At 57.0% G+C, this 20994-nt stretch carries 29 protein-coding genes; 5 read left to right on the top strand and 24 right to left on the bottom strand.

Features of this window, described 5'->3' with window-relative positions; all coding sequences use genetic code 11:
* Positions 1-61: 61 nt before the first annotated feature.
* The 23 genes from G7Y50_RS09925 to G7Y50_RS10035 all read right to left on the bottom strand — a co-directional run bounded on the left by G7Y50_RS09925 (position 62) and on the right by G7Y50_RS10035 (position 15649).
* Positions 62-649, bottom strand: coding sequence for a hypothetical protein (locus tag G7Y50_RS09925; protein WP_165055035.1), 588 nt, complete (start codon positions 647-649; stop codon positions 62-64).
* A gap of 10 nt (positions 650-659) precedes the next feature.
* Positions 660-1235, bottom strand: a complete 576-nt coding sequence (locus tag G7Y50_RS09930; protein ID WP_165055037.1) for a major tail protein — start codon at positions 1233-1235, stop codon at positions 660-662.
* A gap of 84 nt (positions 1236-1319) precedes the next feature.
* Positions 1320-1655: a hypothetical protein gene (locus G7Y50_RS09935; protein ID WP_165055039.1), complete on the bottom strand. Its 336-nt coding sequence runs from the start codon at positions 1653-1655 to the stop codon at positions 1320-1322.
* The gene (locus tag G7Y50_RS09940) at positions 1648-2040 is read right to left on the bottom strand and encodes an HK97 gp10 family phage protein (protein WP_165055041.1); all 393 of its coding nucleotides are present in this window, start codon (positions 2038-2040) and stop codon (positions 1648-1650) included. Before G7Y50_RS09940 ends, G7Y50_RS09935 begins: the two co-directional genes overlap by 8 nt.
* Positions 2033-2650: a head-tail adaptor protein gene (locus tag G7Y50_RS09945; protein WP_165055043.1), complete on the bottom strand. Its 618-nt coding sequence runs from the start codon at positions 2648-2650 to the stop codon at positions 2033-2035. Before G7Y50_RS09945 ends, G7Y50_RS09940 begins: the two co-directional genes overlap by 8 nt.
* A gap of 9 nt (positions 2651-2659) precedes the next feature.
* Positions 2660-3022, bottom strand: a complete 363-nt coding sequence (locus G7Y50_RS09950; protein WP_165055045.1) for a hypothetical protein — start codon at positions 3020-3022, stop codon at positions 2660-2662.
* 99 nt (positions 3023-3121) lie between these two features.
* The gene (locus G7Y50_RS09955; protein ID WP_165055047.1) at positions 3122-4006 is read right to left on the bottom strand and encodes a phage major capsid protein; all 885 of its coding nucleotides are present in this window, start codon (positions 4004-4006) and stop codon (positions 3122-3124) included.
* 31 nt (positions 4007-4037) lie between these two features.
* Positions 4038-4547, bottom strand: a complete 510-nt coding sequence (locus G7Y50_RS09960) for a DUF4355 domain-containing protein (protein WP_165055049.1) — start codon at positions 4545-4547, stop codon at positions 4038-4040.
* A gap of 164 nt (positions 4548-4711) precedes the next feature.
* On the bottom strand, positions 4712-6094 hold the full coding sequence (locus G7Y50_RS09965) for a phage portal protein (RefSeq protein WP_165057049.1): 1383 nt from the start codon (positions 6092-6094) through the stop codon (positions 4712-4714).
* A complete protein-coding gene (locus G7Y50_RS09970) occupies positions 6087-7595 on the bottom strand; it encodes a hypothetical protein (RefSeq protein WP_165055053.1) in 1509 nt (502 codons plus the stop codon). Before G7Y50_RS09970 ends, G7Y50_RS09965 begins: the two co-directional genes overlap by 8 nt.
* Positions 7522-7932 carry a hypothetical protein gene (locus tag G7Y50_RS09975; protein WP_165055055.1) on the bottom strand — a complete coding sequence of 137 codons (411 nt, stop codon included), beginning with the start codon at positions 7930-7932 and terminating at the stop codon, positions 7522-7524. The genes G7Y50_RS09970 and G7Y50_RS09975 overlap by 74 nt, the downstream gene beginning before the upstream one ends.
* A 158-nt stretch (positions 7933-8090) precedes the next feature.
* A complete protein-coding gene (locus tag G7Y50_RS09980; protein ID WP_165055057.1) occupies positions 8091-8420 on the bottom strand; it encodes a hypothetical protein in 330 nt (109 codons plus the stop codon).
* Positions 8421-8555: 135 nt separating this feature from the next.
* Positions 8556-9875, bottom strand: coding sequence for a site-specific DNA-methyltransferase (locus tag G7Y50_RS09985; protein ID WP_165055059.1), 1320 nt, complete (start codon positions 9873-9875; stop codon positions 8556-8558).
* 73 nt (positions 9876-9948) lie between these two features.
* Positions 9949-10269 carry a hypothetical protein gene (locus tag G7Y50_RS09990; protein ID WP_165043698.1) on the bottom strand — a complete coding sequence of 107 codons (321 nt, stop codon included), beginning with the start codon at positions 10267-10269 and terminating at the stop codon, positions 9949-9951.
* A 104-nt stretch (positions 10270-10373) separates the two neighbouring features.
* Positions 10374-10703, bottom strand: coding sequence for a hypothetical protein (locus tag G7Y50_RS09995; protein ID WP_165057051.1), 330 nt, complete (start codon positions 10701-10703; stop codon positions 10374-10376).
* A gap of 221 nt (positions 10704-10924) precedes the next feature.
* The gene (locus G7Y50_RS10000) at positions 10925-11488 is read right to left on the bottom strand and encodes a sigma factor-like helix-turn-helix DNA-binding protein (RefSeq protein ID WP_165055063.1); all 564 of its coding nucleotides are present in this window, start codon (positions 11486-11488) and stop codon (positions 10925-10927) included.
* 118 nt (positions 11489-11606) lie between these two features.
* Positions 11607-11969: a hypothetical protein gene (locus G7Y50_RS10005; protein ID WP_165055064.1), complete on the bottom strand. Its 363-nt coding sequence runs from the start codon at positions 11967-11969 to the stop codon at positions 11607-11609.
* Positions 11970-11998: 29 nt separating this feature from the next.
* Entirely contained in the window at positions 11999-12229 is a 231-nt protein-coding gene (locus G7Y50_RS10010) for a hypothetical protein (protein ID WP_165055066.1), read from the bottom strand.
* A gap of 34 nt (positions 12230-12263) precedes the next feature.
* On the bottom strand, positions 12264-12782 hold the full coding sequence (locus tag G7Y50_RS10015) for a hypothetical protein (protein ID WP_165055068.1): 519 nt from the start codon (positions 12780-12782) through the stop codon (positions 12264-12266).
* A 34-nt stretch (positions 12783-12816) separates the two neighbouring features.
* On the bottom strand, positions 12817-13905 hold the full coding sequence (locus G7Y50_RS10020; protein ID WP_165055070.1) for a hypothetical protein: 1089 nt from the start codon (positions 13903-13905) through the stop codon (positions 12817-12819).
* 157 nt (positions 13906-14062) lie between these two features.
* Positions 14063-14311 carry a helix-turn-helix domain-containing protein gene (locus G7Y50_RS10025; protein ID WP_165055072.1) on the bottom strand — a complete coding sequence of 83 codons (249 nt, stop codon included), beginning with the start codon at positions 14309-14311 and terminating at the stop codon, positions 14063-14065.
* A gap of 29 nt (positions 14312-14340) precedes the next feature.
* A complete protein-coding gene (locus tag G7Y50_RS10030; RefSeq protein WP_165055074.1) occupies positions 14341-15093 on the bottom strand; it encodes a hypothetical protein in 753 nt (250 codons plus the stop codon).
* Between the two features lie 172 nt (positions 15094-15265).
* Complete coding sequence (locus tag G7Y50_RS10035) at positions 15266-15649, bottom strand: hypothetical protein (protein WP_165055076.1); 384 nt, start codon at positions 15647-15649, stop codon at positions 15266-15268.
* Between the two features lie 753 nt (positions 15650-16402).
* Between G7Y50_RS10035 and G7Y50_RS10040 the strand changes: the two genes are divergently transcribed.
* The 3 genes from G7Y50_RS10040 to G7Y50_RS10050 are packed head-to-tail and all read left to right on the top strand — an operon-like array spanning position 16403 to position 18309.
* On the top strand, positions 16403-17590 hold the full coding sequence (locus G7Y50_RS10040) for a site-specific integrase (RefSeq protein WP_165055078.1): 1188 nt from the start codon (positions 16403-16405) through the stop codon (positions 17588-17590).
* Positions 17591-17592: 2 nt separating this feature from the next.
* Positions 17593-17988, top strand: a complete 396-nt coding sequence (locus tag G7Y50_RS10045) for a hypothetical protein (protein WP_165055080.1) — start codon at positions 17593-17595, stop codon at positions 17986-17988.
* A 21-nt stretch (positions 17989-18009) separates the two neighbouring features.
* On the top strand, positions 18010-18309 hold the full coding sequence (locus G7Y50_RS10050) for a hypothetical protein (protein ID WP_165055082.1): 300 nt from the start codon (positions 18010-18012) through the stop codon (positions 18307-18309).
* A 57-nt stretch (positions 18310-18366) separates the two neighbouring features.
* On the opposite strand, the gene G7Y50_RS10055 is transcribed toward G7Y50_RS10050, so the two are convergent.
* On the bottom strand, positions 18367-18741 hold the full coding sequence (locus tag G7Y50_RS10055; RefSeq protein ID WP_165055084.1) for a hypothetical protein: 375 nt from the start codon (positions 18739-18741) through the stop codon (positions 18367-18369).
* 602 nt (positions 18742-19343) lie between these two features.
* Between G7Y50_RS10055 and G7Y50_RS10060 the strand changes: the two genes are divergently transcribed.
* Both G7Y50_RS10060 and G7Y50_RS10065 read left to right on the top strand, forming a co-directional pair.
* Positions 19344-19967, top strand: coding sequence for an SOS response-associated peptidase family protein (locus G7Y50_RS10060; RefSeq protein ID WP_206214830.1), 624 nt, complete (start codon positions 19344-19346; stop codon positions 19965-19967).
* 276 nt (positions 19968-20243) lie between these two features.
* Positions 20244-20486 (top strand): helix-turn-helix domain-containing protein, encoded by a 243-nt coding sequence (locus G7Y50_RS10065; protein ID WP_206214831.1) that lies wholly within the window; start codon positions 20244-20246, stop codon positions 20484-20486.
* Positions 20487-20994: the final 508 nt, after the last annotated feature.

A 20994-nucleotide genomic window follows, 5' to 3' on the forward strand; every position in this document is an offset into this window, starting at 1 on the left:
GGGGCTCCACTCGTCATGTAATGAGTAGAGCCCCGCGGATGCTGTTGTCTTTGTTAGGTTGTTAGAAGAAGAGACGGTCTATCGCCGCCTGGTCCGCCTCGACGACGGTGTCCTGTTGTTTGCCGCCCGGATACTCCGCTGCGATGAGGTCCGTGTAGCCGATGAAGTCCTTCATCGGCATGTGCTTGATATCGTCGAAGGAGAAGCCGAGCCGAAGGAGGGAGAGGATGTTCTTCCACTCGACCCATTCTGTTGAGTCGTGTTTGCCCGCCCTGCCCGCTCCGTCTTGCTTGTCGGCGTCCGGGCATGGGCGCTCGTAGACCATCAGCTCCTGCTCGACCGCTGTCCATATCTGGTCGAGGGCTATCACTGCCTCCCCGATATCGTCAGGAATTTCGCCGCCCTTGAAGTTGAAGTCGGCATACCATTGGTCGAAGCCGGGGGTGTTGTGGTCGTCGAATGACTTGCACATAGCCCAGCAGATGCCGAGCAGCGACGGGATATCAATCTCCTCTGCCGTCGCATACCGAAGCTGAACGAGCCTTGCGATATTGGGAAGGCTCTCCCCGAACTCCCGCTTGAATGCGAGGAGAGCATAGGGAGAGCCAGCCATGCAGAGGTCCCGCCCGTAGACGATGCCCCTATACATTTTTATTCACCTATTCAGTGGGGGTTGTGGGGGTCTCCGCTGCGGGGAGGACGACCGTCTTGTAGAAGTCGGCGTACTCCTGGTCGCCTTCATAGCACCAAGTCGAAACGACCTTTTTGTCGATATCGGCGAAGTGCTTCGGCACCACGGTAAGGTTCAGGGTGTCGGTGTCAGGCTCGACGTTCTCCTGGACTCCGTTCGCCGTCTTGGAGGGACGGGAGAGCAGGCAGTCATAGCACCAGGTCCGGCGGTTCTTCTCGTCGCCCTGAATACGATATGCCATAGCGAAGTGGCGAGGCTTGCCGTCGGCGACCTCGACATACTTGCCTTTGTTGTCCTTGTACCAGCCGAGCGCTTCGCAGAGGAAGTCGTCCGGGAAGACGTCAGCGTTCACGCTGCCGGTGTAGCCGTTGTTGGTGTTAATTTCGGCAATTTTGCTGTCATCGCCGTAGACCGCCTGGGAGGAGCCTTCCGGGTCGAGCGTCAGGGACAGCACATTGGGAATGCTGATGGGCGTCTCGTAGCCCTCCTCGGTTGCGAAGGCGACGTGAAGCTCTGCGAAGCCATACTTGTAGAGGTTAGCCATTGTTGTCTCCTTAAAAAGAAAAGACCCTCGAGGGGTCTGCTGGTTAGTTATATATTCACCGCGCCTTGTGGCTCGGGAGTTGGTTTAGCGCGGGAGCGTCATCGTGTAGATGCAATACATGCAGTCATCGAAAAGGATGTCCCCGCTCCGGGAATAGGACAGGCGGCGAGCATCGAGCACATCCTCCAGGTCGTTCATCTTGCCCCAGAATTCAAATGCGTCTTTCTGCTTACCATACAGGGAGAGCTCCCAGATATCCCTCTTCGCCGCTATACCGTCATCACCTGCGACATCATCAGCGTCTTGCCGGTGGTATTCGAGGTATGGCTCGTTGGGAACGATTTCATCTTCCTGCCAGGACCCGATGCAGGTCGGCATGTTCAGCTCTTCGAGGATATCGTCGAGTGTTGTGTTAGCCATCGCCGAGCCTCCTCTTCAACTCTTTCATAGCGGTTTCAGCCGCGGGAGCGATGTGTGGAAAGGCTCGTGCCCGCCCCTTGCCGTTGGCATTGACATGCCCCTCTTCGAGCAGGTGAGTGAGACTTGCTTTCTTCTTATTGCCGATGGTTATCGTCAAGTCGCCGAGCGCGCTCTTGTCCGCATGCATGGAGAATCCCCGTTGGTATTCTCCCCAGTCGTGGTATTGTCCCGCGCCCTCCGGCGTGTCGCTCCGTAGTTGCTTTTTTGCTTGTAGTCCCGCCTTGCGAACCTCTTCGTTCACCGCTTCCTGTTCCTGCTTTTTGAAGTCAGTGAGTATCGCGTCAAATTCGCGGAGGAAGCCGTCATAGCTTACTTTGTTAGCCACGCAATTCACCTCTCAATATCGCGGTCTCGTTCTTCTCGTCCTTGTTCTCGACGCTCGTTATGTCGTAGGTCTTGCCGTCATAGTCGACAAACAGCTCCTGCGTCTGGTAGTCGTTTAGAGCGTCCAGCCAGTCCATGACGAACACGTAGCCCGTAAGGGAATTCGTTCCGCCTTCTTCATCCGCTTCTGCTCCTGAACTCTTGCGAGCCTGCAGTAAGCCCTCATATAGCGTCACGGTCTCTTCCGTGCGCCTACCGGTATGGTCGCGCCGGACTGTCTTCGCATATACGCGCGCGTGCTCTGCCGGGACGCCGATAATGCGCCGGACCCTTACGGGCATATCCCACTTGCCGCGCCATCGCCTGCCGAAGACCTGCTCCGGGCGCTGGTGGTCAGGGTGTCCAAGGACATCGCATAGAATGCCCCGGACGAGAACCTGCCTGCCTGTGAGGTCGTTCTCGTAGGTTGCCGGGAAGTGTAGGGTGTAGTCCGCTATCGCCCCCTGATACTCGTCGAGGTTGCTCTGTTGTGAGTTGGTCTCGCCGACCTGGACGACGACATCGAGGACCGGCTCCGTGCCGTCCACGAATACTGTCTCTCCGTGTATCATCGACATCACCTACCACATCGGGAGGAGTCTCATGCTCCGCTTGGATATGCCGAGCAGTCTCTTGTCCTCGTCAGTGAGCCGCCATGAATACGAGCCCTTGACACCGTAGTTGGTGGTCTCCGAATAGGTTCCGGTCGTCATCGTCTCTGATACGATGCGAGCTGATGTAGCGTGTTCCATCCGGCGCTGTGTCAGGTCGCAGCAGACTATCCGCAGGGCGTCCGCCTTCTCGCCGGTGTCGATACCGTATTGCTCGACTATCGTGTCGAGGTATATCGACGACCGCATGAGCAGCTCTTCCGCCTGTGAGACCTCGTCTGGGTCCATCTCGCGCCACCCAGCCTCTAAATCCGTTATTTCCGCGTACATCATCGTCTCTACTCCTAAAGGGGGCTTAAAACGCGACGTGGGACCTCGTAGAGGCATTCGAGCCGCAGGAGGTCCCATCTATTCGCGCTGCTTTCGTTATTCCTATGCGCCAGCCGTCGTGTCAGTGCCGTCGGTGAGCACGACGAATGCGTCCTCGTCAGCGATAGCGAAGCCGAGCTCGGCGGTCACCTTCACGGCGAACATGCCCTGCTCGAACAGGTTCACGCCGTTGACGGTCGCGGACTTGTCAATTTCGACATTGATGTCGTCGACGGTTCCATACATAGCCTTCGTCCAGTCGCCGAATACGCCGCAGATGTTGGCGTGAGTTTCATCGCCCGCGCCATAGACGCCACGAGCCACGACTGCCTTGTTGCCGAGAATCATCGGGATGGCTCCCTCGGCGGTGTTGTTGATGAACAGCGGACGCTTGTTCCCGTCCACAGCAGAGAGCAGGATGCCCTTCGCCTGGGGAGCGAGAGCGTAGCCGTCGCCCATGTAGCCAGCGACAGCGACAGCGGTGTCAGCGTCGACGAGCGACTGGTAAGTCTTGTCAGCGATGTTCACGCGGGTGCAGCCGGAGAGGTTATCGAAGTTGTTGTTAGGCTTCTCAACCGTGCCGATGACCGTCTCGTCGAATTTCTTGGAGAGAGAGTAAGGAAGCCTACGAGCGAGCTCGCCATAGAGACCAGGAAGGTCGCGGCGGAACTCGTTGGAGAATACCTCGATGACGGATATCTTCGAAGCCTGGATGTGCTTCAAGGTCCCGGTGTGCTCGGAGGTGGGAGCCTTCTCCGTCTCGCCTATCCACTTTGCCTCGGGCTCGCCGGTGATTACCGGAATTGCCGTGCCATTAGACGGCAGGGAGATTTGACGAGCCAGCTGCATGAATGCCGAAGCCTCGACGGTCTTCGCGATGATATCGCTGGACAGCTCCTCGGGGAGCTGCCCGAAGGAATCAGTGTTCAGTTCTACTTTGGTAGCCATTTTGATAGCCTTTCGTTAGTGAGTTTTGTGGTTACAGTTGCCCGTTGAAGAAGTCCTCGAAGATTTGCCCTTTCGTCTTCTTCGTCCTGGTTTCCGCGGGCGGTTGCCCTTCGTTGAGCGAGGGCTCGGCGAACCTCTCGGCGAGCTTTGCGGCTTGCTCCGTCAGCCCGTCCTCGTCGTCCGCCGTCAGGAAGCAGCGATAGTCTGTTGGCACCTTGTGCTCGTCTGCTATGCGAGCGACGAGCTCTGCTCTTTCATCAGCCGCTTTGCGTGCCGCTATCTGGGATTCCAGTTCGGCTATACGCTCCGTTGCTTTCTGCAAGTCCGTCTTGTTCGCGTCCTCTATCTCGTCGAGCTTCTCCGCCTTCGCGCGGAGCTCGTCGTAGTCAGCGAACTTCTTCTTCTCGCGGGCGAGCCGTTCCTTGATTGCTGCGTCCAGCAGTCGTTGGTGCTCCTCCTGCGTGTAGGTCTTGCCCTGCTCCGCCTGGGGCGTTGTCTCCGCTCCAGTCGATTCAGTCGTTGCCTGTGTCGTCTCTTCCATCTCTGCCTGCCTTTCCGCCCGTACGGGCGTAAGAAAGGGGCGCCAGCTCCGCCGCCGAATGCGCCCCGTTTTCCCCGGCGATTGACCGCTCGCCGTCCTGCGTAGATATGAAAAGAGCGCCCGGAGGCGCTCGAGTCATCTATATGCTGTTGAGTCTTGTGTCGTTAGCCGACGAAGCCAGCCGGCAGCCTGTCGCCGCCCCGCTCCTTGTTCTCTTTGATTTCTGCCATGATGTCCGTTATCTGGGAATCGTTATAGCCGAGCATATGCCAGTAAGTTGGCGTGCCAGCGAAGCCCTCGACGGTGGAAGCCAGCTTTTGGGCAGCATCAGCAGATGCTGCGAGAGAGGGCAATGTCGGGTTCTTCCACTGAACAGAGAACGTCCTCTCGGTATCGCCGAGCAGCTCGACGGGAACCTCCTGCTGAATGCTCATGCATAGCAAGGCAAGCTTCTTTATGGTCGCCCCAGCCAAGCGGTTCAGCCTGTCGATTTTTTCAACAAGGTCATGCCGTGAAGCGTCCATCGCCTCCGCGCTCGCCGGATTTGCTTCCGTATAGAGCAGCGAGTGAATGGGAATGCTCGCCTCCGCTGCGAACTGGTTCGCCAGCTGCCGCTCGTAGTTGATGAGCGGCTGGAGGTCTTGCCCGTTCAGCTGCCCGACCGTTGGAATGTTGCCGTCCTCGTCGATAGGCGGGAGGGCGAGCCACTTGTTCAGCGCTACCTTTGCGTCAGCGCCGAGCACGTCCTCGTTCGCCCCTGATATGTATTTAGTCGGGTAAGTGTATACCTCGCTCGCTACGACGAGCCGGAGGGCAGTCCTGTTCGCCTCGTCCTCGATGTCCTTGATAGCTTTGGTTATCATCGACTTGCCGAGCGGGTGCCGTTTGTCGGGGTTGTTCCTGAATGCGACTATGCATGGACGCCCCGTCCCGCATTTGATGCGCCTGGTCTTCACGGTGTCGCCCGTCGCGTCCACCTCGACGATATCCCCGCACGGGGTATGGAAGTTAACCACGGTCGGCACCAGCACATCGGTGGTCACGTCGATATCTACGATGACTATGCCGCATAGCTCGCGGTCTTGACGATAGTCCCACAGGACGCCAGCGTGGTTAGCATCGTAGGTCGATATGACGAAGTCTGGTTCTCCATCAGTCCCCTTCGTCGCCGTAGCGAATGCGACGCCGTGCGTCCCCAGCGAGGGAAGCGTCTCGTCATACTTCTCTATGAAGTGATTCCTGTCCATCGCCTCCAGGAAGCCGCTGGGCGCGCTCCCGGAGAATTTGTAGCCGTCGATGACGCTGCCGTTGACGACACGGTCGACCGCTTGCTGGGACCACATCATGAGCGGCATGTTGATTAACTTCGCCACCTCGGGCGGGATTGCTATGCCGAGGTTCTTCACCTTGAAGTTCCCGTCATAGCGTTCAGTGAGCTCGTCGTTGCGAGCAGCGACCGACCTCCATTTATCGACGCATGCGATGAGGAGCCTCGACTCGTAGTCAGTCATAAAAGGAAAGCGAATGTAGTCTGTGATATTAACCATGCGAGAACCCCTTCGGTCGTCCCGGATTTCGTTTAGTTGTACGGACAGCCCAATGAGCAGCAGCCATAGCCTCGACGGGAAGCTCTTCGCCCCCTCCGAACCCGTAGCCGTCCTGTCCTATCTTTCGTTTCTTGGAGGTCATCGCCGACTTGTCCAAGCACGGGTCTTCCACATGCTTGAATTTGTTCTCGTCGATGTAGGAGTTGAGCATCGTCGCAGCCGCCACAACCTCCGCTGTGGTCATTACGGTGAGCGCTTTCTTGCTCATGCCCCGCTTGATGAGCCTGTTTTTCAAGTCCTCCGCGCCACTCTTGCCGTCGATAGCGACGAGCGCCACCTTGTCCTTCTGCCTGTATATGTCATTGACAAGCCATTCGATGCCCGTCGCCGTCTCCTTGGTTTCGTATTTAATTAGCGCGCCGTAAGCCTCATCGCCTGCCAGCGTCGCCGTCGTGATGGCGACCGCCGAGCCGCCTGGGGCGAACTTGACACCGACGCACATCTTGTCAAAGTCTGTTGGGATTTCCTTGACGCTTGCGATGCGAGTGTCCAGCCAGCCGGACTTGCTGATAGCGTCCTCCGTCGCCTTGCCAGCCCACCAGCCAAGCCGTTCGCGGGCGAATTTCTCCTCGCCCATCGAGTAGAGCTCCTGCTCCTCGATGTATCGAGCGGAGAGCGTGAAGCCGAGCATGGGGTTAGTCGCATACCATCTGGTTTTGTCGTAGATGTCGCCTATCTCTTCGACTCCCCATTCGTGCCAGCAAGTCGAGGGTCGTGGGCTCTTGATGACGCTCCGTCTGATTTCACTGATGACCTCGCCGGGAGCGTCCTCGTAGTCCGGCGGGGTGAATGCGTATATGGTCTGGGGGTTGCCCAACTTCGCCGCTGACTGGGACGGAGCGATGTCAGCTTGCTGCCGGAAGGTCAGGTATTGTGCCTCGTCGATGATGTTCACGTCGACCGTCTTGCCGCGCGTGTTGCCTTTCGAGCGAGCGACGAACGAGCAGGAGCCGCCGTTCTTCATCTCCAATTTGAGGTGCCCGTTCGCATAGTTTCGACGCTTGACGAGCTTCGCGAGCTCTGGGTAAGGAAAGTCAGTATTGTTGTTTCTGGTGTCGCCGAATATCTCCATGACGATGTCGAAGACGTCCGTCATCGTATCGACGATGTGGGAGGAGAAGCGAATGGTCTCTCCGTAGATAATTAAGCCGATGAGGATGCGAGCGACGAGAATCGCCTTCGACTTGCCATTCTGTCTTGGAACCTGTAAGCAGCACATCGAGTGGGCGTATAGTCCGTCATCGCGCTTTGCCAGCCAGCAGAGGATAATGTCCTCCTGCCAGTCGAGCAGCACGACCCCGCAGTAAGCGTTAGCGAGTTCGAGGCATATGCGAGCCTCCTCTATGCTCGCGCCGACCGCGACGTTCCTAATCCTCGGCGGGCATTTCAGTGCCAGTTCTTCCAGGCTTTTTAGCGTTGAGGAATCGGAGAGCGATGTCATATAGCGGTGCCTCCTCGTCCTCGTTGCTGCCGTCGTCCTCGACAGAGACGGCGATGTCCTTGTTGTCGTTCTGCCCGAGGTATTGCTTGCCCAGCCATATCAACATTGTCGAATTGCCGGAGAGCGCCTTCTCGAATTGTGCCTCCCGTAATGCCTGCCGTCCTGCCTCTGAATAGACGGCGAACGCCTCCTCAAAGGTGAGGGGGCTGTCGTCGTCAGGTTTGATTTCGTCGTGTAGGTGCTCGTTGATGAGCTTGTTGAGTGTCTTCGGCGAGATGCCGAATATCGCCGCTATGCCGTCCCGTGTCCCGAAGCGGGAGCACATTCTCTTGAACATATCGACGTCCTTCTTGGTCCAGGTCGCCGCGGGGCGTCCTCTCTTTGCGATGGGGACCACCCCCTTTTTACTCGGTAAATTCTTTTTATAGAGCGGGGAGAAAAAGACCCCCGCCGCCGGTCCCCCAAGGGGGACAGGGAGGGGGCTACCCCCACCCATCAGCACCAAAAAGACGGCAACTCCCTCGGCTGATAGCTCTCTCTTGTCATATGGTTCTCCTCGAACCATTCGGCGAGACCATACTGCGGGAGAATCCGTCCGCTTTTCTCGTTGTTGCAGACGCGGTGGACCAGATGGCACGGCGTATAGACTCCATATACATCGCCGCCGAGGGAAGCGGGAACCTCCTCATCGACCTCGGTCGCGTAGTCAGTCATCGGCTCCGCGTCCGGCACGAGAGCATAGCCGCATAACCAGCAGGTGTCCTCGACCTGCTCCAGCCGGCGCTTCAACGCTCGCCGCTTGCTATCGCTGCCCCGGTTGCCCATGAGTCTGCTCCCTTATTTCTTCTTGTCTTTCTTCCTGTCCTGCTCGTCGTCATCATCGAAGACGCCGAGCGTCCAGAGCAGGAACAGAATGGCGGCGGCGATAGCGCAGGCGTCAGCGAAAGATATGTCCATGACCTACTCCTCTATGACCTCCGCCGTGTCGCCCGTCAGCTCCTCCCAACGCTTGATGATGACATCGCAGTAGTGGGGGTCGAGCTCCATCAGGTATGCCGTCCGCCCCATCTGCTCGGCGGCGATGAGTGTCGTGCCGCTGCCACCAAACGCGTCATAGATGACCTCGCCGGGTTTGCTGCTATTGCGTATCAGGTGCGCGAACAGCTTGACTGGTTTCATTGTCGGGTGGAGGTCATTGACCAGCGGCTTGTTGTATCGCAGGACGTCCGTCTGTATGCCGGCTTCGAGCAGGCGGTGAATCTCGGCGATGAGCTCGCCGCGGGACATCTTGTTGAGGTCTGTGTCCTCGATGATGTTAGTCTCTTTGCGCGTCGGGGCGAAGTAATGTGCCTCGCCGAGCTTCCAGCCATACACGCACGGCTCGCTCTTTGCTTGGTAATCGCACCTGCCGATGACGATGTTATTCTTTATCCAGGTTATTTCCTGTGCTCGATATAAAGATGGTATGCCGTCTATCACGCTTGCGGTGGTGATATCGCCGCCGCCATACCAAGCATAGAGCGCACCGCCCGGTTTCAAATGCGCGTCAATTTGTATAAAAACCGAGGAGAGGAACTTGTGGAATGCCTCGTCGGTCATCAGGTCGTTCTCGATATCAACCTCAATGCGATTGCCACCGTATGCCTTGTTTAGATGTTCGTTCTTACTTGCGTAGTCGCAATTGTACGGCGGGTCGGTGAGAACCATGTCGGCGAGTCGTCCGGCGAAGAGCTTGTCCACGTCGTCTTGCCTTGTGCTGTCGCCGCACATCAAGCGATGCTCGCCGAGTCGCCAGACCTGCCCGGGCTGTGCCGTCGTCGGTTCGTCATAGTCAGGCTCGGGAGGCGTGTCCTCGTCAACCGCTTCATAGTCCTCGAGCGTCTCGCCAGCGCCGAAGCCGAACTGCTCCATATCGAAGTCACCGAGAGCCTCGAGCTCGGCGGCGAGAATATCCTCGTCGTATCCCGTGTTGGTCGTCAGCTTGTTATGAACCAGCGTGTATGCCCGCCGAGCCTCGTCATCAAGGTGGTCGAGACGGATGCAGGGAACGGTGTCAATACCAAGTTGCCGGGCGGCGAGCAGTCGTCCGTGTCCTTCGACGATGACCGTCTCTCCGTCCTCGTTAGTCCAGACGGCGATGGGGTCGTCGAAGCCGAACTCCTCGATGGAGTTGCATATCTGGTCGACCTGCCATTCCGGGTGCTCCTTCGCGTTACCTGCGTAAGGGACGAGAGCGTCTGTTGGAATGCTCTCAACTTTGAGCCTCGGCGTCATTGTCATATGTTTCTCCTCAACAAATGAAAAGACCCGCCGTTGCCAGCGGGTCGTGTTGATGTTTGTGGTTTTGGTTTTGCTATACGAGCCAGCTCGGGAAGCCGTTTGCCTGCCGCTCGGGCTCGCGCATAGCGTCTAACCGCTCCTGTGTTGCGAGGTATGTCTTCCAGAGCTTCTGGTATGCGACGAGCGCCGGGTTCTCGCGGATGCCCGCCTGCCCGCCGCCATTGTTATAGGAGATGGCGACTCCGGTCGACCCGATGAGCTGCTTCGCGTTGCTTATCTTGTCCTCCATGTAGATAAGCTCCTCAGCGAGGCGTGTCGCCTCCTCCTTGCGTTCTGCCGGTATGCGATACAGCAGGCGCTTGACGCGCGTGCTCTGCGTAATCTTCCGCGCCATGGTGCCTCCTGGTGTGTCGCCTATATCGTCGAGCAGATGACGGCAGCGGCGATGGAGAGCCAGCAGCCGGCGAAGCATACGATGGCGAATACTTGGTGCCTCATCTATTTCTCCTTGAATTTGCTGATGGTTTCCACATTCTCGCGCTTCCACTTGAGCGCGTCGATGCGAGTCCCCTCGAAGAGGACCTCCCCAGTCGCTTTCAGCTTGTATCGCACGGTGTCGCCGTCCGCGCTGCGCTCCACCTCGTCCGGCTTGTATTTCTTATTGTTGCCGCTGCTTGACTTCTTTGATGCGGCGCCGCCTCCCGCGCATATTAGGAGAAGCAGGAGTCCGCCGAGGAACATCAGCCAGGGATTGCTGGTATCGACGGGAATGCCGCCCGGTGCGCCGACGCTTGTCAGCTGCGAGACCATTATGTCGAGTCCGTTCATATGCTTCTCCTCCGTGTCTTGTTTGAGATAAAGAGACTTTGAGGCGATGGTTTCGTTGCGCATGATGGTTAATATTGATGACATCACGCTGTTGAGCAGCGTGTGTCCAGAGTAAAAGAAGCGGCGAAAGCACCGCCTCGCCTCTTTGACATGAAATGTCAATTTAATGTATAGGAGAAACAGAGGCGGCAGATACTGCCACGGACCGCCAAGTTGCCGTGCTATGCCGCGCGCTCCCTGTTTATGCGATACTCCGCTGGGAGTCCAGCGTCATATAGGTTCGCCAGCCCGTCGTTGATTCGCCGTGCGGCGGTGCGCTCCGACATATACAAGCCCGTCGCTATCTCTTTAACGGTAAGACCAAGGATGTATCTCATGCGAAGCACGGATGCTTCCTCGAAGCTTAAGCCGCTGATGAGATTCAGCGCCGTATCGACCGCTTCCTCCGCTATTGCTGTTAGCTGGATAGCGGTGTCAAGCAGGTCATCATATTTGATTATCGCGTTGGGGATAGCGTCAGGAGAAACGCTTGTCATCACCTTGTCACGCGCGTAGTCGATACCAGAGACCCCGCCTGCGTGCTCGACGGCGAGACGGTATTCTGTCTGCGCCTGCTCGGCACGCTTATGGAGTCGGACGACATCGTTGAGATAGGAGCGTGCCGCGTCGGTCTTTGCGATGCGCATCTGCTCTGCGTTGCTTGCGATATGCATGTGTATCACCCCGGAGAAGAAAGAGAAGCGGCGGAGATACGAAAGGAAAGAAGAAACTCCGCCGCCTGTCATAAAGTTTCAGCGAATTGAGGGCATAAAATGGAAATATATAAAATTATTTGGAAATATTTTTGCAAAGAGAAGAGCCCCCTCACGGGGGCTCTTCGTGTCGTGTCTTTTTGCTTATGTGCTATGCGAGTATATCTTCGAGAGGCACCCCAGCTGCGAGAGCGTCCAGCATTGACTCCACTCCCGCGTCTATCGCCTCGCCGGTGTCGATGATGTTGGAATAGACGACGAGCCAGTGTAGTGGCGCCTCGAGGAATACATCCCTGCCGTTGAGAAACAGCGCGGGCACCTGTGTTGCTTTCCCGCCGATTCTTGCGACGAGGTAGTGCTCGCGGACGAAGTGCTCGAAGGTGTAGGAGAGGCAGGTGCTGTATAACTTGATGATGTTGCGGTAGTTAGTCATACCGCTCTCCCGGTCGAAATAACCGAGAGCGAGCGAGACTGCGCTCTCGGCAGCTCGTGCCTCCGCGTCTGCTTGCGTCATGATGTCCTCCTGTTTTATGCGTCCCATCGCTATTCCACCTCCTCGTCCTCGATTTCGCTGATGATGACGGGGGCGGACTCTGTGATGACGCCGGCGGCTTCCAGGCAGGCATTGTAGGTTGCGAATGCGCGGAGGAAGGCTGTCGCGTTTGTGCCGCATGTCCTGTCGACGATGACAGGGAGTTCTTGGGAGAGAGCCGCTTCCAGGTTGTCGAAGTCGGTGTAGTCGATGTCCAACTCTGTGTCTATCCGGATTTTCATTTTGGTCTCCTTCGCGTTTTGGGTGGTAGTGGTCTTACAGCGCGCCGAGGTCGCGGCTGATATCTACGTCGAGGTCGCAGAATGAGAATGCTGGTGGAGTATCACGCGGTTCGGACGAATAATCGTATCCATCATCAGGGACTTGTGCTTGCTCGTAGTCCTCGGGGGATACTCCATGCTCGAGCGCCTTCTCGTATGCTGTCCGCGCGTTCTTCTCGTCGCCAGCGTCGTGGAATTGGTGGAACTTGCGCGCGTAGTAGTCGCCCTTCGGCTCGCCCTCTGGGCGGCGCCCCCACCCGCTGCCGGACTTGCCTTTGAGATAGCGCCCGCGTCCTTCGTCGATGTTCCAGCGGCAAGCCTCGAATATCGCCTTGAATGCGATGGCAGGGAAGGTCTTGGTGTCGACGAACTTCGGCTCCTTCCCGAGCGCGCCATACTCGACGATGGCGAGGGCGAGCATTGCTTTATCTGTCGTCGACGGCAGGCTCTCGAGAGCGTTGGTGTAGGTCTCCAGCCATGTAAATTGCGCCAGCTCTTCGTTCTTCTTCGTCATTTTTATCATTCCCTTCGTTTTTTTTGTCGGCAAGTTAGTGACAGTGAGGGCAGTCAGGGTGCTCGTCGCTTGCGATGAATCCCTTCTTGCATTTCTTACAGGTGTGGAAATGCGCCGGGCGCATAGTCGCTCCGTGAAGGCGCTCCGTGATGAACATCCCTTTTGGTGTCAAAAAGACGAACGCGTCGATGGGTGTCTCTTTGTCCGCCGCGTGCCGGACGAGCGCCTGGATGAGCTCCTCGTCGCGCTCGGGGTCGGTAAAGATACCGATGTGGGTTTGGAGCTGCGGGGTGTTGTTGTAGCTCCGGCAGGACCTGTCCTGCGAGATGTAAGCAAAATCTGATTCGTAGTATTGCGACGGGAATTCAGGGAGCTCGATGCGGAGCAGTTTCTGCTCGACGGCGAGCTTGCGGTTAGACAGGTCATATGCGTCGATGTTGTACTCCCTGCAGCGCTGGACGAAGCGGGCGCGATACTTGTCGGTCAGTTCTGTTCGCGTAGCGTCGCGCCGGGCATACTGGACCATCGCCTCTGCTGGCGAGCAGAACTGGTCGTCGATGTCATATGCATGCCCGCATTTCGTACAGACGAGACGGTGTGCTGGTAGTATTTCCACTTTGCCGCATGAGGGGCACTTGTATATGCGCGCGGGAACGCCGTCCGGGTCGTCGGTGGTGGTGTCGTAGTAATACAGACGGGACGCTGTTGCGATGATAAATGCGCGCGGGTAGATGGACTTGTTCGCGCGCTTGTAGTCGTGGATATTGCCGAGGATTCCCGCCTGGACGTCGACGGCAAGCTGCTGAACTTTGTGGTCAGCGTCAGGTCCCTTTGCTTTGATGTCGACGAGGTCGGCGATGATGTTGCCGCTCGCGTCCTTACCGTAATACATATTAAAGTCCGGCGTATACCGCGGAGAGGATACGGGAATGGAAGGGTCGTAGGCATACTCTACGGTGTCCGTGTCGTAATCGAGATGGAGTCTGCCGTGGTCGCCGAGAAACTTTCCGAAGGGAGCCTCCGACATCGAGTGGTAGTAGCCGCCGGTATGACGGGAGAGAATGCGCGCGGGCTTAATGCGCGGATAGAAGCAGGGGTTAAAGAGGTCGTGAGTGTTAGCCATTTTTATCACTCCTTGGATGGCTAACGCTCGCTGCTATGTCATTACCTTGACTCCTGTTCTTTGCTGTTGCTTACCTTGTCGTTATTTCACTTACCGTGTGCGAGCTGGCTGGTAGAATCTCCGGCGCGTTTAGCCTCCTGCCGGTCAGAGGAGGTTGTTATGCTGTGATGACGCTCCTTTCCTTGCGCCCGCTCGGGGCGAAGATGAACTTGGTGTAGTAGCTGTTATAGAGACGGAAGAGCTTGTTGAACGCTTCGACGCTCGGCGGCGTGATACCGTTTTCATAGCGGTAGATGTCATCAGGTGTCAGTCCAGTCTTGTATGCTGCCGAGGGGATTGATAGACCGACTGTCTTGCGTGCCGAGCGGAGGTTGCTGGCGATGGTTGCGTAGTCATTGCTGTTCATGGTTCTTCCTTCCGTGCTGGTGCTGGTGCTTACAGGCGCTCGAGCTCGCGGCGGATGGCGTGTGCGAGAGCCTGCTCGAAGTCCTCGCGGTCGCAGGCACCGTCGGTTGCCGTGCTGATAGCCTCGGAGAGGTCGATGTCTGTGTCGGTCTCGTTGCGATATAGGTCATTGTCGCCGGCAAGCTGCCACTCTCCGGTCTCCGTGTCGATGACGAGCGTCTGGTTGTTGGTGCTATCAAATCCCCAGACGCATTCGCCGAGCTCCTCGATGTCGTACATGATGTTGCGGACGATATCGTTGATATACTCGTCGGTGATGTTGATTCCGCTCTCCGCGGTTTCTGTCTCCTCGTCGTCCTCTGCGTAGTCGAGCTCGCGGCGGATAGCCCCGGCGAGGTCGCTGTCATCGTATGCGACTTCCTCGTCCTGCTCGCGGGCGATGAAGTCATAAATGTCTTCCCTCCAGTCCGGGAGGTCCATATCATAGACGGCGCGGCAGATGTAGTTCGCGAGCTCGCGCTCGAGGTCTTCTGGGTCCCAGTGCTCCTCGTTCGCCGTCCGGATGGCTTCGTCGATGTTGAAATACCCTTCCGTGTCGAAGCAGTAGTCGTCTTGTTCCTCTGCGGTCCTCCACTCGCCCGAGCGCCGGTTGAGGACGACGGTCATCGGTGCGTCGGTCCAAGCGTAGTCGTAGACGCCGGCGCTGTGGTAGATGTCAGGCACGATGTTGCGGACGATGTCCTTGATGTATGTGCTGATGTAGATGGTGTCGTAGTTCTTCATTTTTTATTTCCTTTCGTGTTTGCGAGGTTCCTTCTCTCTCGCGCTTACATTTTTAAGTTTAGGTGGATTTCGCTTGATATTTACTTGCTTGCGATTTCCCCGACAGTTTTATTAAATATTGCTCTTGACCTGGTCTTTCTTGCCTTTGATTGCTTTCAGGTTTCTTTCAGGTTTAGCACCCGAGCAGTAAGGCACAGGCGCGGGCGGCGGCTTCTTCTTTTTTCCTGGCGACTGCCGCGCGCTCGTCGTCCGTCATCGTCGCCTGCTTGTAGATGCTGTCAAAACCACGGTCGCGTCCATCAATCCACGCCTTGGCGCTGGTGATGGCGATGGCTTTGTCAGCGTTGCTGTCGCTTACCATTCCGCGGCGGATGTCGCGTGCCCAGGCGATTTGCTTCTCGCTGCCCTCGAGCTCCGGCAGGTGATGACGAGCCTCGAAGCAGTCCAGGCACTCGCAGGACTCCTCCTGCTTGATGATGTACTCGCGCTTGCTGCCAGGTCCGTAGAGCTCGATGGTCTCCGTGCATCCGCAGGTGTGTGTGATTTCGTACTTCATGGTTCCGTTCCTTTCGTGTTTGCGAGGTTCCTCTTCCTCGCGCTTACATATACAAGTTTCGGCGAATTTTGGTAATAACCGGCATACCTGAAAAATCCCCGACAAAAATAATTTTTATAGGGTTTGACCTGGGCTTTCTTGTTTAAGGTTTCTTTCAGGTTTCTTTCGGGGTAGTGTTTGGACGCTGTTTATCACCGGCACCTCCTCGACCGTCGGAGGCTGTGATGTGTTTGACTACGAGATGACGAGACTGATGTATATGTCCCGCCCGCGCCTGGTGCTCGCGGACTGGTGGAGCGCCGGCAGCGGAGAGGGCGAGCACGAGCATATATTGTGTTATCTATGATGGAAATAATTCCATCGGCTCGGGGCTCTCGTCAGTATGTTGCCGGATATGGAGAGTATCGACGGCTGTGTGCTTGCTAATACATCTACTTCTTCCTCTCGCCAGCCCTAAAAATCGAGCTACATATACGCGCGGGCAGGATACAGAGAGTCGGGTGTGATGTTGTTTCTGGTTTCGGTTTCTTTTCTTTTCTTTTCGGATAATCCGTCCTTTGAAACGGGGATAAAGGGGGTTTATAAAGGGGTTTAAAGGGGTTTATTAAAGGGGTTTACCTTGTAGGTTAATTAAAGGTATTTATGCCCGCGCGGTATCGCCGCCGGCGAGTTTATTGTCATCGAATGCTTGCTTAATGTATTACATTGGTATATAATACAGGAGGACGAAGGCAATGTCAAAGAGGAGTGAGCATGGCGACGATATCACCTACCGAAAAAGGCAAGTCCCGGAGCAAATGCCGGAAATGGCGCATTTTTGTGTCCTGCGGGACCGACGAGTATGGTCGGCGCATACAGCGTAGCAAGCGGGTTAGGGATATGACCTACTCGGAGGCGAAGGAGGAGGCAGTCCGCTTCGAATGCGAATGTCTTGGTATCAGCAAAAGGGACACGACTTTCGCTGACTACGCCCGGAATTACCTCGAGCGCCGGCGCCCGTTGCTGAAGGAGAGCACCTACAATAACCGCCGGAGCGTGGTGGCGACCCTCGTCAAAATCTTCGGCGAGTCTGTCAAAATGAGCGGCATGACGAGCGAGCTCGTCGAATCAAAGATGAACGAGTTGCTGGTGAGAGGAGTCAGGTCGAATACCAAACCTAAACCATGTAAAGCGTCCTATGTATCGTCGCTATACACCTACCTGTCCTCCATTATGATGGACGCTGTGCGCGCTGGTATTATCACCCGCTCGCCGCTGGACGGTATCAAGCGCCCCAGCGGTAAAATCGAGAAGCGGGAAGCGCCGACGATGAAGCAGCTCGCGGACCTGGTCGATGAGATGGATGTCTCTAACGCGCACGAGATGGCCATCATCTTGCAGTGCTTGCTGGGCGTCCGTCGCGGGGAGGCGTTGGCACTCCGCTGGCAGGATATTGACTTCGACGAGAGTATTGTCCATATCCGTCATAACCTGGCGCCGAATTGCGTGCTAACATCGACGAAGACGGAGAGCAGCCGCCGGGACCTGCCGATGCCGGCGACCTTGGCGGAGAAGCTGCGGGAGAGACAAAAGGTTGTCAAAAAGGGGCTTCGCCGCGCCGTCCGGGGCGGAATGCTGGACGAGATGCCGGAGCTGGGCGATGTGTTTGTATGCTGTGACGAGATGGGACGCCCCGTCGGTCCGGGGAGTCAGACCTGCTGGTGGGCTAACCATCGTGATAGGTTTGGGATGGAAGGCTATACGGAGCACGACTTGCGGCACGGGTATTTGACGGCGCTCGCCCGCTCGGGCGTTCACCCGTCTGTTGCCCAGGCGCTCGCCGGGCACCAGACGAGCGCCATAACGATGGAGATATACACAAGTGTTGATATGTCGGCGAAGGCAAGCGGCGCGGAGGTCTTTGACGGCGCGCTGGGCGAGTTGATGGACGGAGAGGAGTAAGCATGCCGAACTGGGCTTGGAATCAGGTGGAGGTTAGGACGCGGGAGGAAGCGGAGTTTGTCAAGGAGTTCTTGGAGGCTCGCCTCGACCGCCCGCAGGTACAGGGTATCGGCGGGTCGGACGGTAAGTGGAACTACACGGTGGAGACCCGCTGGAATATCGCGGAGGACGAGATACAGGAGCTCGTGGAGCAGCGTCCTGACTTGGAGTTCATGGTGTATTTCGAGGAATGCGAGGACCGTGTCGTCGGCAGCATATACGCGCCGGGCGACGGGAGTGCTTGGATTGTCGCGGAGTATGAGCCGGACTTTGGCGATGATGACGCCGCACGAGACGCTTGGTGGGCAGACGATGAGCGGGATGCGAGGAGGAGCAGCAGGCGAGAGCGCTTTGTGTAGCGACGATAAGGAGAGGACGAAATGATAAGCATCAAGATTTACATAAATGCGAGCGACAGGGAGTGCGACATAAGTCCGGCTGATTGCGATTACTTCGAACGGTCGTTTGACGATGTCGCCGGGCTGGTTAGTTTCATAGGCGAGCAGACGGCGGAGCCGATGCGTACTGTCGAGCATTTGAGCATATCGGTTGATGGCGGGGAGATGATAGACGCGTACGACATATGCGAGTGCTGGGACGGTCCCGGCATTGACGAGTGGGAATTCACGGAGCAAACGGTGACCGAGCTTATCGAGGACTACCGGAAGCGGGTTTCGTAGCGTTTGCTATCCATTATTGTGATGACCGGCGAGCCGTTGGTGCTCGCCGGTTTTTGTTTATGCGTTCTGCTCGCAGGCACTGATGATGTCCTCGAGCTCGTCCGTCAAGATGTTCTCGTCCTCGGTGACCTCGCGGAGATAGTCCGGGTCCCAGGTGTCCTCGTCCTGGACCGCGGAGAATTGCTCGTCGTATGCTTCGAGCCAGCGGCAGAAGTCCCAGCCGTCGGCTCCCGTGGCTTCGAGAGCGGCGGCGACGCTCGTCCCGCTGCCAACTTCTTCGCCATCGAAGGAGAGGACGGTGTAGGTGTCGCCGTCGTTGGTGATGTATACCTCGCGCTCGCCGGTGCTCGTGAAGAGCTGCCCGTCGGCGATTCCTTGCTCGGGCTCGCCGAAGACGGCATGCATTGCTTCGTATGGCTTGTAGTCTGTCATTTTGGGACCTGCTCTCGTTCGACTTTGATGGTATTATATTAGTACCTGTGCTTACTGGTTGAGTATGTCATCAGGTTTCTTTGATAGTGTCAAACGAGGGATGGAGCGAGCAGTGTCTTTCTGCAACCGACTTGCATCCTCCTCGGGCATTTATTCCCGTTTTGACCTGGGGTTATATCCCGTCTATGTTATCGAGTGGGAATAGAACATTTGTTCTAAAACTGCTGTTTAAATTAGTAGAAAGATGGTGACAATAGGGTCAGGTCATTTTGTCGCACACACATTTCGCCCGACTGGTGATGTCTCTGCCAATATCTGCGATTCGCTCGATCTGACGAACTGGCATACCGAATGCACGAAGGGTTGCAAGAGCGTGATTCCTTGCTTCTTTGGGTCGTTCCTTTAGATGGCAGAAGGCTTCCTTTCCGAGAAGGGTAATGGCGTGTTCTATCAGCTCATTGTTTCCGAGTTCTCGGTGACTCTGTGGCAAAATACCCCCATTGTCACCGCTAAGGGCGGCGCAACTTCGAAGATGTTCACAGCAACGATAACAACGGGCTTCAAGTGCAAGGCACCACCATCGTGCTGCTATCATGTGCGCTATGTGCGGAAGATGCGTCATACTCACCTTCGACGAGGTGCTCGAAGTCATCCGGGAGATCGAGGTCAACTCGCCCGTGAACATCGAGCCGGATTGGCCTGCCCGAAGGCCTCTTGCATACCCGAAGGCATCTGCCCCGCTCATCGTTCCTAAGTTCGACACTGCCCTTGCGTCGCCCGCCCTCGCTTCCGAAGCGCTTTCCGCCCGTGAGCTCTCGTGGGGGTTTGAGGAGTCGTGGAAGCCCGGCGTCGTGTTCAACACGCGCATCGAGAGCACGGAAAAGCCCACGTGGCGCGACTCCATGGAACATCGCCGCTGCGTCATCCCGGTGCGCGCGTTCTTCGAAACGCACCGCGAGGAGACCTATCCTTCGCCGAAGACTGGCAGGCCCGTCAAGCGCCAGTACGAGTTTTGTGTTCCTGGTCAAAACGTCGTCCTCATCGGCTGCATCTGGAGGAGCAGCACGTTTTCCATGGTGACCACCGAGGCGAACGCCGACATGGCGCCAATCCACCACCGCATGCCGCTCATCGTGCGTCAAGAGGAGCTTCCGCTGTGGTTTGGCCCCGGCTATCGCAAGCTCGCCGACCGCTCTTCCATCAGGCTCGAAGCCAAGCGCGCCTAGATCGCAACTGACGACTGCGCTCTACGCCCACCTCTTCTGATCACCATTCCCTTCACCCGCCCCCACGCAGAGCACTCTCGCATGGAGTCGGCTCGCCGCAAGGCGCGGCTTCCTGCGCAAAACCCGCACAAGCACGGTTGGCATTGTGCAGGTTGCGGGCGAGGCCGCCCTTTGCGAAGAAGGCGCTTTGGCCCTTGCGGCTTGCGCCAGCTCCATGCCGTGTCTGCCATGGGGCGGAAGCGAAGGGCATGCCGCCAGGAAGAAGGAGGTACTTCCATGAACAGTTCGACAATCGCAAGCAACGCGCACGTAGACTTTCGCAGGATGGAGCGACAGAGCGCGCCTAAGGGCCAGGTGCAGCTCTTGAGCCCGGAAGAGGTCGCGTTACTTCTCCAGGTCTCGAAGAGCATGGTCTACAAGCTCGTTCGCGGAGGCAGGCTTGAGGCCGTGCATGTGGGACGCCTCGTGCGCATCGCGCCGAAGAGCTACGAAGACCTGCTCGCAAGACGCGGCGCCTGAGGGCGTCAGCTGGCGCGCCGATCGCGGCGAGCCAGCCATTTCTCAAGCATCATCCCAGTTCAGACCAACGGTGCCAATTTGTCACCGTAGTTTTCTGATTCGCGCCACTGGCAGTATGCGCTCTTCCCGAAATCACCGATGCGCCTTGATGACGAGCTTCTGCGAAGCTTGGTTTGCGCATAGTTGCAACTGTAGGTTGCAGATTGATTGTCAGAGCAAGCGTGTCGGGGCTGTTGCGGAATACCATGCGCAACCAATAGAAACATTTATGGCTGCATGACTCTGCTTGCAGCATGAAGTTCGTCGAGTGCGTATCGATACGCTAAGTGTTTGCGGCCGCTGACAGAAGAGATCAACGAACGGGTGCTTCCGATGTGCCCATCAGGGTCATGATCTCCTTCGTCGTTCGGCATGCGTCGGCAAGGGAAATGCCCCCCACGTAAGAATGCTCCGCAGCGTAATCGTCACATCTGCGAGTCATGGCATCATTGGATTCGATGGTGCCTAG

Source organism: Adlercreutzia sp. ZJ176 (assembly GCF_011038975.1).
GTDB lineage: Bacteria > Actinomycetota > Coriobacteriia > Coriobacteriales > Eggerthellaceae > CAAEEV01.

What these genes read in the sequence shown, in the direction of transcription:
- G7Y50_RS09925 (WP_165055035.1), bottom strand. Translation starts at nt 649, where the DNA reads ATGTATAGGGGCATCGTCTACGGGCGGGACCTCTGCATGGCTGGCTCT.
- G7Y50_RS09930 (WP_165055037.1), bottom strand. Translation starts at nt 1,235, where the DNA reads ATGGCTAACCTCTACAAGTATGGCTTCGCAGAGCTTCACGTCGCCTTC.
- G7Y50_RS09935 (WP_165055039.1), bottom strand. Translation starts at nt 1,655, where the DNA reads ATGGCTAACACAACACTCGACGATATCCTCGAAGAGCTGAACATGCCG.
- G7Y50_RS09945 (WP_165055043.1), bottom strand. Translation starts at nt 2,650, where the DNA reads ATGATACACGGAGAGACAGTATTCGTGGACGGCACGGAGCCGGTCCTC.
- G7Y50_RS09950 (WP_165055045.1), bottom strand. Translation starts at nt 3,022, where the DNA reads ATGATGTACGCGGAAATAACGGATTTAGAGGCTGGGTGGCGCGAGATG.
- G7Y50_RS09955 (WP_165055047.1), bottom strand. Translation starts at nt 4,006, where the DNA reads ATGGCTACCAAAGTAGAACTGAACACTGATTCCTTCGGGCAGCTCCCC.
- G7Y50_RS09960 (WP_165055049.1), bottom strand. Translation starts at nt 4,547, where the DNA reads ATGGAAGAGACGACACAGGCAACGACTGAATCGACTGGAGCGGAGACA.
- G7Y50_RS09965 (WP_165057049.1), bottom strand. Translation starts at nt 6,094, where the DNA reads ATGGTTAATATCACAGACTACATTCGCTTTCCTTTTATGACTGACTAC.
- G7Y50_RS09970 (WP_165055053.1), bottom strand. Translation starts at nt 7,595, where the DNA reads ATGACATCGCTCTCCGATTCCTCAACGCTAAAAAGCCTGGAAGAACTG.
- G7Y50_RS09975 (WP_165055055.1), bottom strand. Translation starts at nt 7,932, where the DNA reads ATGTTCAAGAGAATGTGCTCCCGCTTCGGGACACGGGACGGCATAGCG.
- G7Y50_RS09980 (WP_165055057.1), bottom strand. Translation starts at nt 8,420, where the DNA reads ATGGGCAACCGGGGCAGCGATAGCAAGCGGCGAGCGTTGAAGCGCCGG.
- G7Y50_RS09985 (WP_165055059.1), bottom strand. Translation starts at nt 9,875, where the DNA reads ATGACAATGACGCCGAGGCTCAAAGTTGAGAGCATTCCAACAGACGCT.
- G7Y50_RS09990 (WP_165043698.1), bottom strand. Translation starts at nt 10,269, where the DNA reads ATGGCGCGGAAGATTACGCAGAGCACGCGCGTCAAGCGCCTGCTGTAT.
- G7Y50_RS09995 (WP_165057051.1), bottom strand. Translation starts at nt 10,703, where the DNA reads ATGAACGGACTCGACATAATGGTCTCGCAGCTGACAAGCGTCGGCGCA.
- G7Y50_RS10000 (WP_165055063.1), bottom strand. Translation starts at nt 11,488, where the DNA reads ATGACAGGCGGCGGAGTTTCTTCTTTCCTTTCGTATCTCCGCCGCTTC.
- G7Y50_RS10005 (WP_165055064.1), bottom strand. Translation starts at nt 11,969, where the DNA reads ATGACGCAAGCAGACGCGGAGGCACGAGCTGCCGAGAGCGCAGTCTCG.
- G7Y50_RS10010 (WP_165055066.1), bottom strand. Translation starts at nt 12,229, where the DNA reads ATGAAAATCCGGATAGACACAGAGTTGGACATCGACTACACCGACTTC.
- G7Y50_RS10015 (WP_165055068.1), bottom strand. Translation starts at nt 12,782, where the DNA reads ATGACGAAGAAGAACGAAGAGCTGGCGCAATTTACATGGCTGGAGACC.
- G7Y50_RS10020 (WP_165055070.1), bottom strand. Translation starts at nt 13,905, where the DNA reads ATGGCTAACACTCACGACCTCTTTAACCCCTGCTTCTATCCGCGCATT.
- G7Y50_RS10025 (WP_165055072.1), bottom strand. Translation starts at nt 14,311, where the DNA reads ATGAACAGCAATGACTACGCAACCATCGCCAGCAACCTCCGCTCGGCA.
- G7Y50_RS10030 (WP_165055074.1), bottom strand. Translation starts at nt 15,093, where the DNA reads ATGAAGAACTACGACACCATCTACATCAGCACATACATCAAGGACATC.
- G7Y50_RS10035 (WP_165055076.1), bottom strand. Translation starts at nt 15,649, where the DNA reads ATGAAGTACGAAATCACACACACCTGCGGATGCACGGAGACCATCGAG.
- G7Y50_RS10040 (WP_165055078.1), top strand. Translation starts at nt 16,403, where the DNA reads ATGGCGACGATATCACCTACCGAAAAAGGCAAGTCCCGGAGCAAATGC.
- G7Y50_RS10045 (WP_165055080.1), top strand. Translation starts at nt 17,593, where the DNA reads ATGCCGAACTGGGCTTGGAATCAGGTGGAGGTTAGGACGCGGGAGGAA.
- G7Y50_RS10050 (WP_165055082.1), top strand. Translation starts at nt 18,010, where the DNA reads ATGATAAGCATCAAGATTTACATAAATGCGAGCGACAGGGAGTGCGAC.
- G7Y50_RS10055 (WP_165055084.1), bottom strand. Translation starts at nt 18,741, where the DNA reads ATGACAGACTACAAGCCATACGAAGCAATGCATGCCGTCTTCGGCGAG.
- G7Y50_RS10060 (WP_206214830.1), top strand. Translation starts at nt 19,344, where the DNA reads ATGTGCGGAAGATGCGTCATACTCACCTTCGACGAGGTGCTCGAAGTC.
- G7Y50_RS10065 (WP_206214831.1), top strand. Translation starts at nt 20,244, where the DNA reads ATGAACAGTTCGACAATCGCAAGCAACGCGCACGTAGACTTTCGCAGG.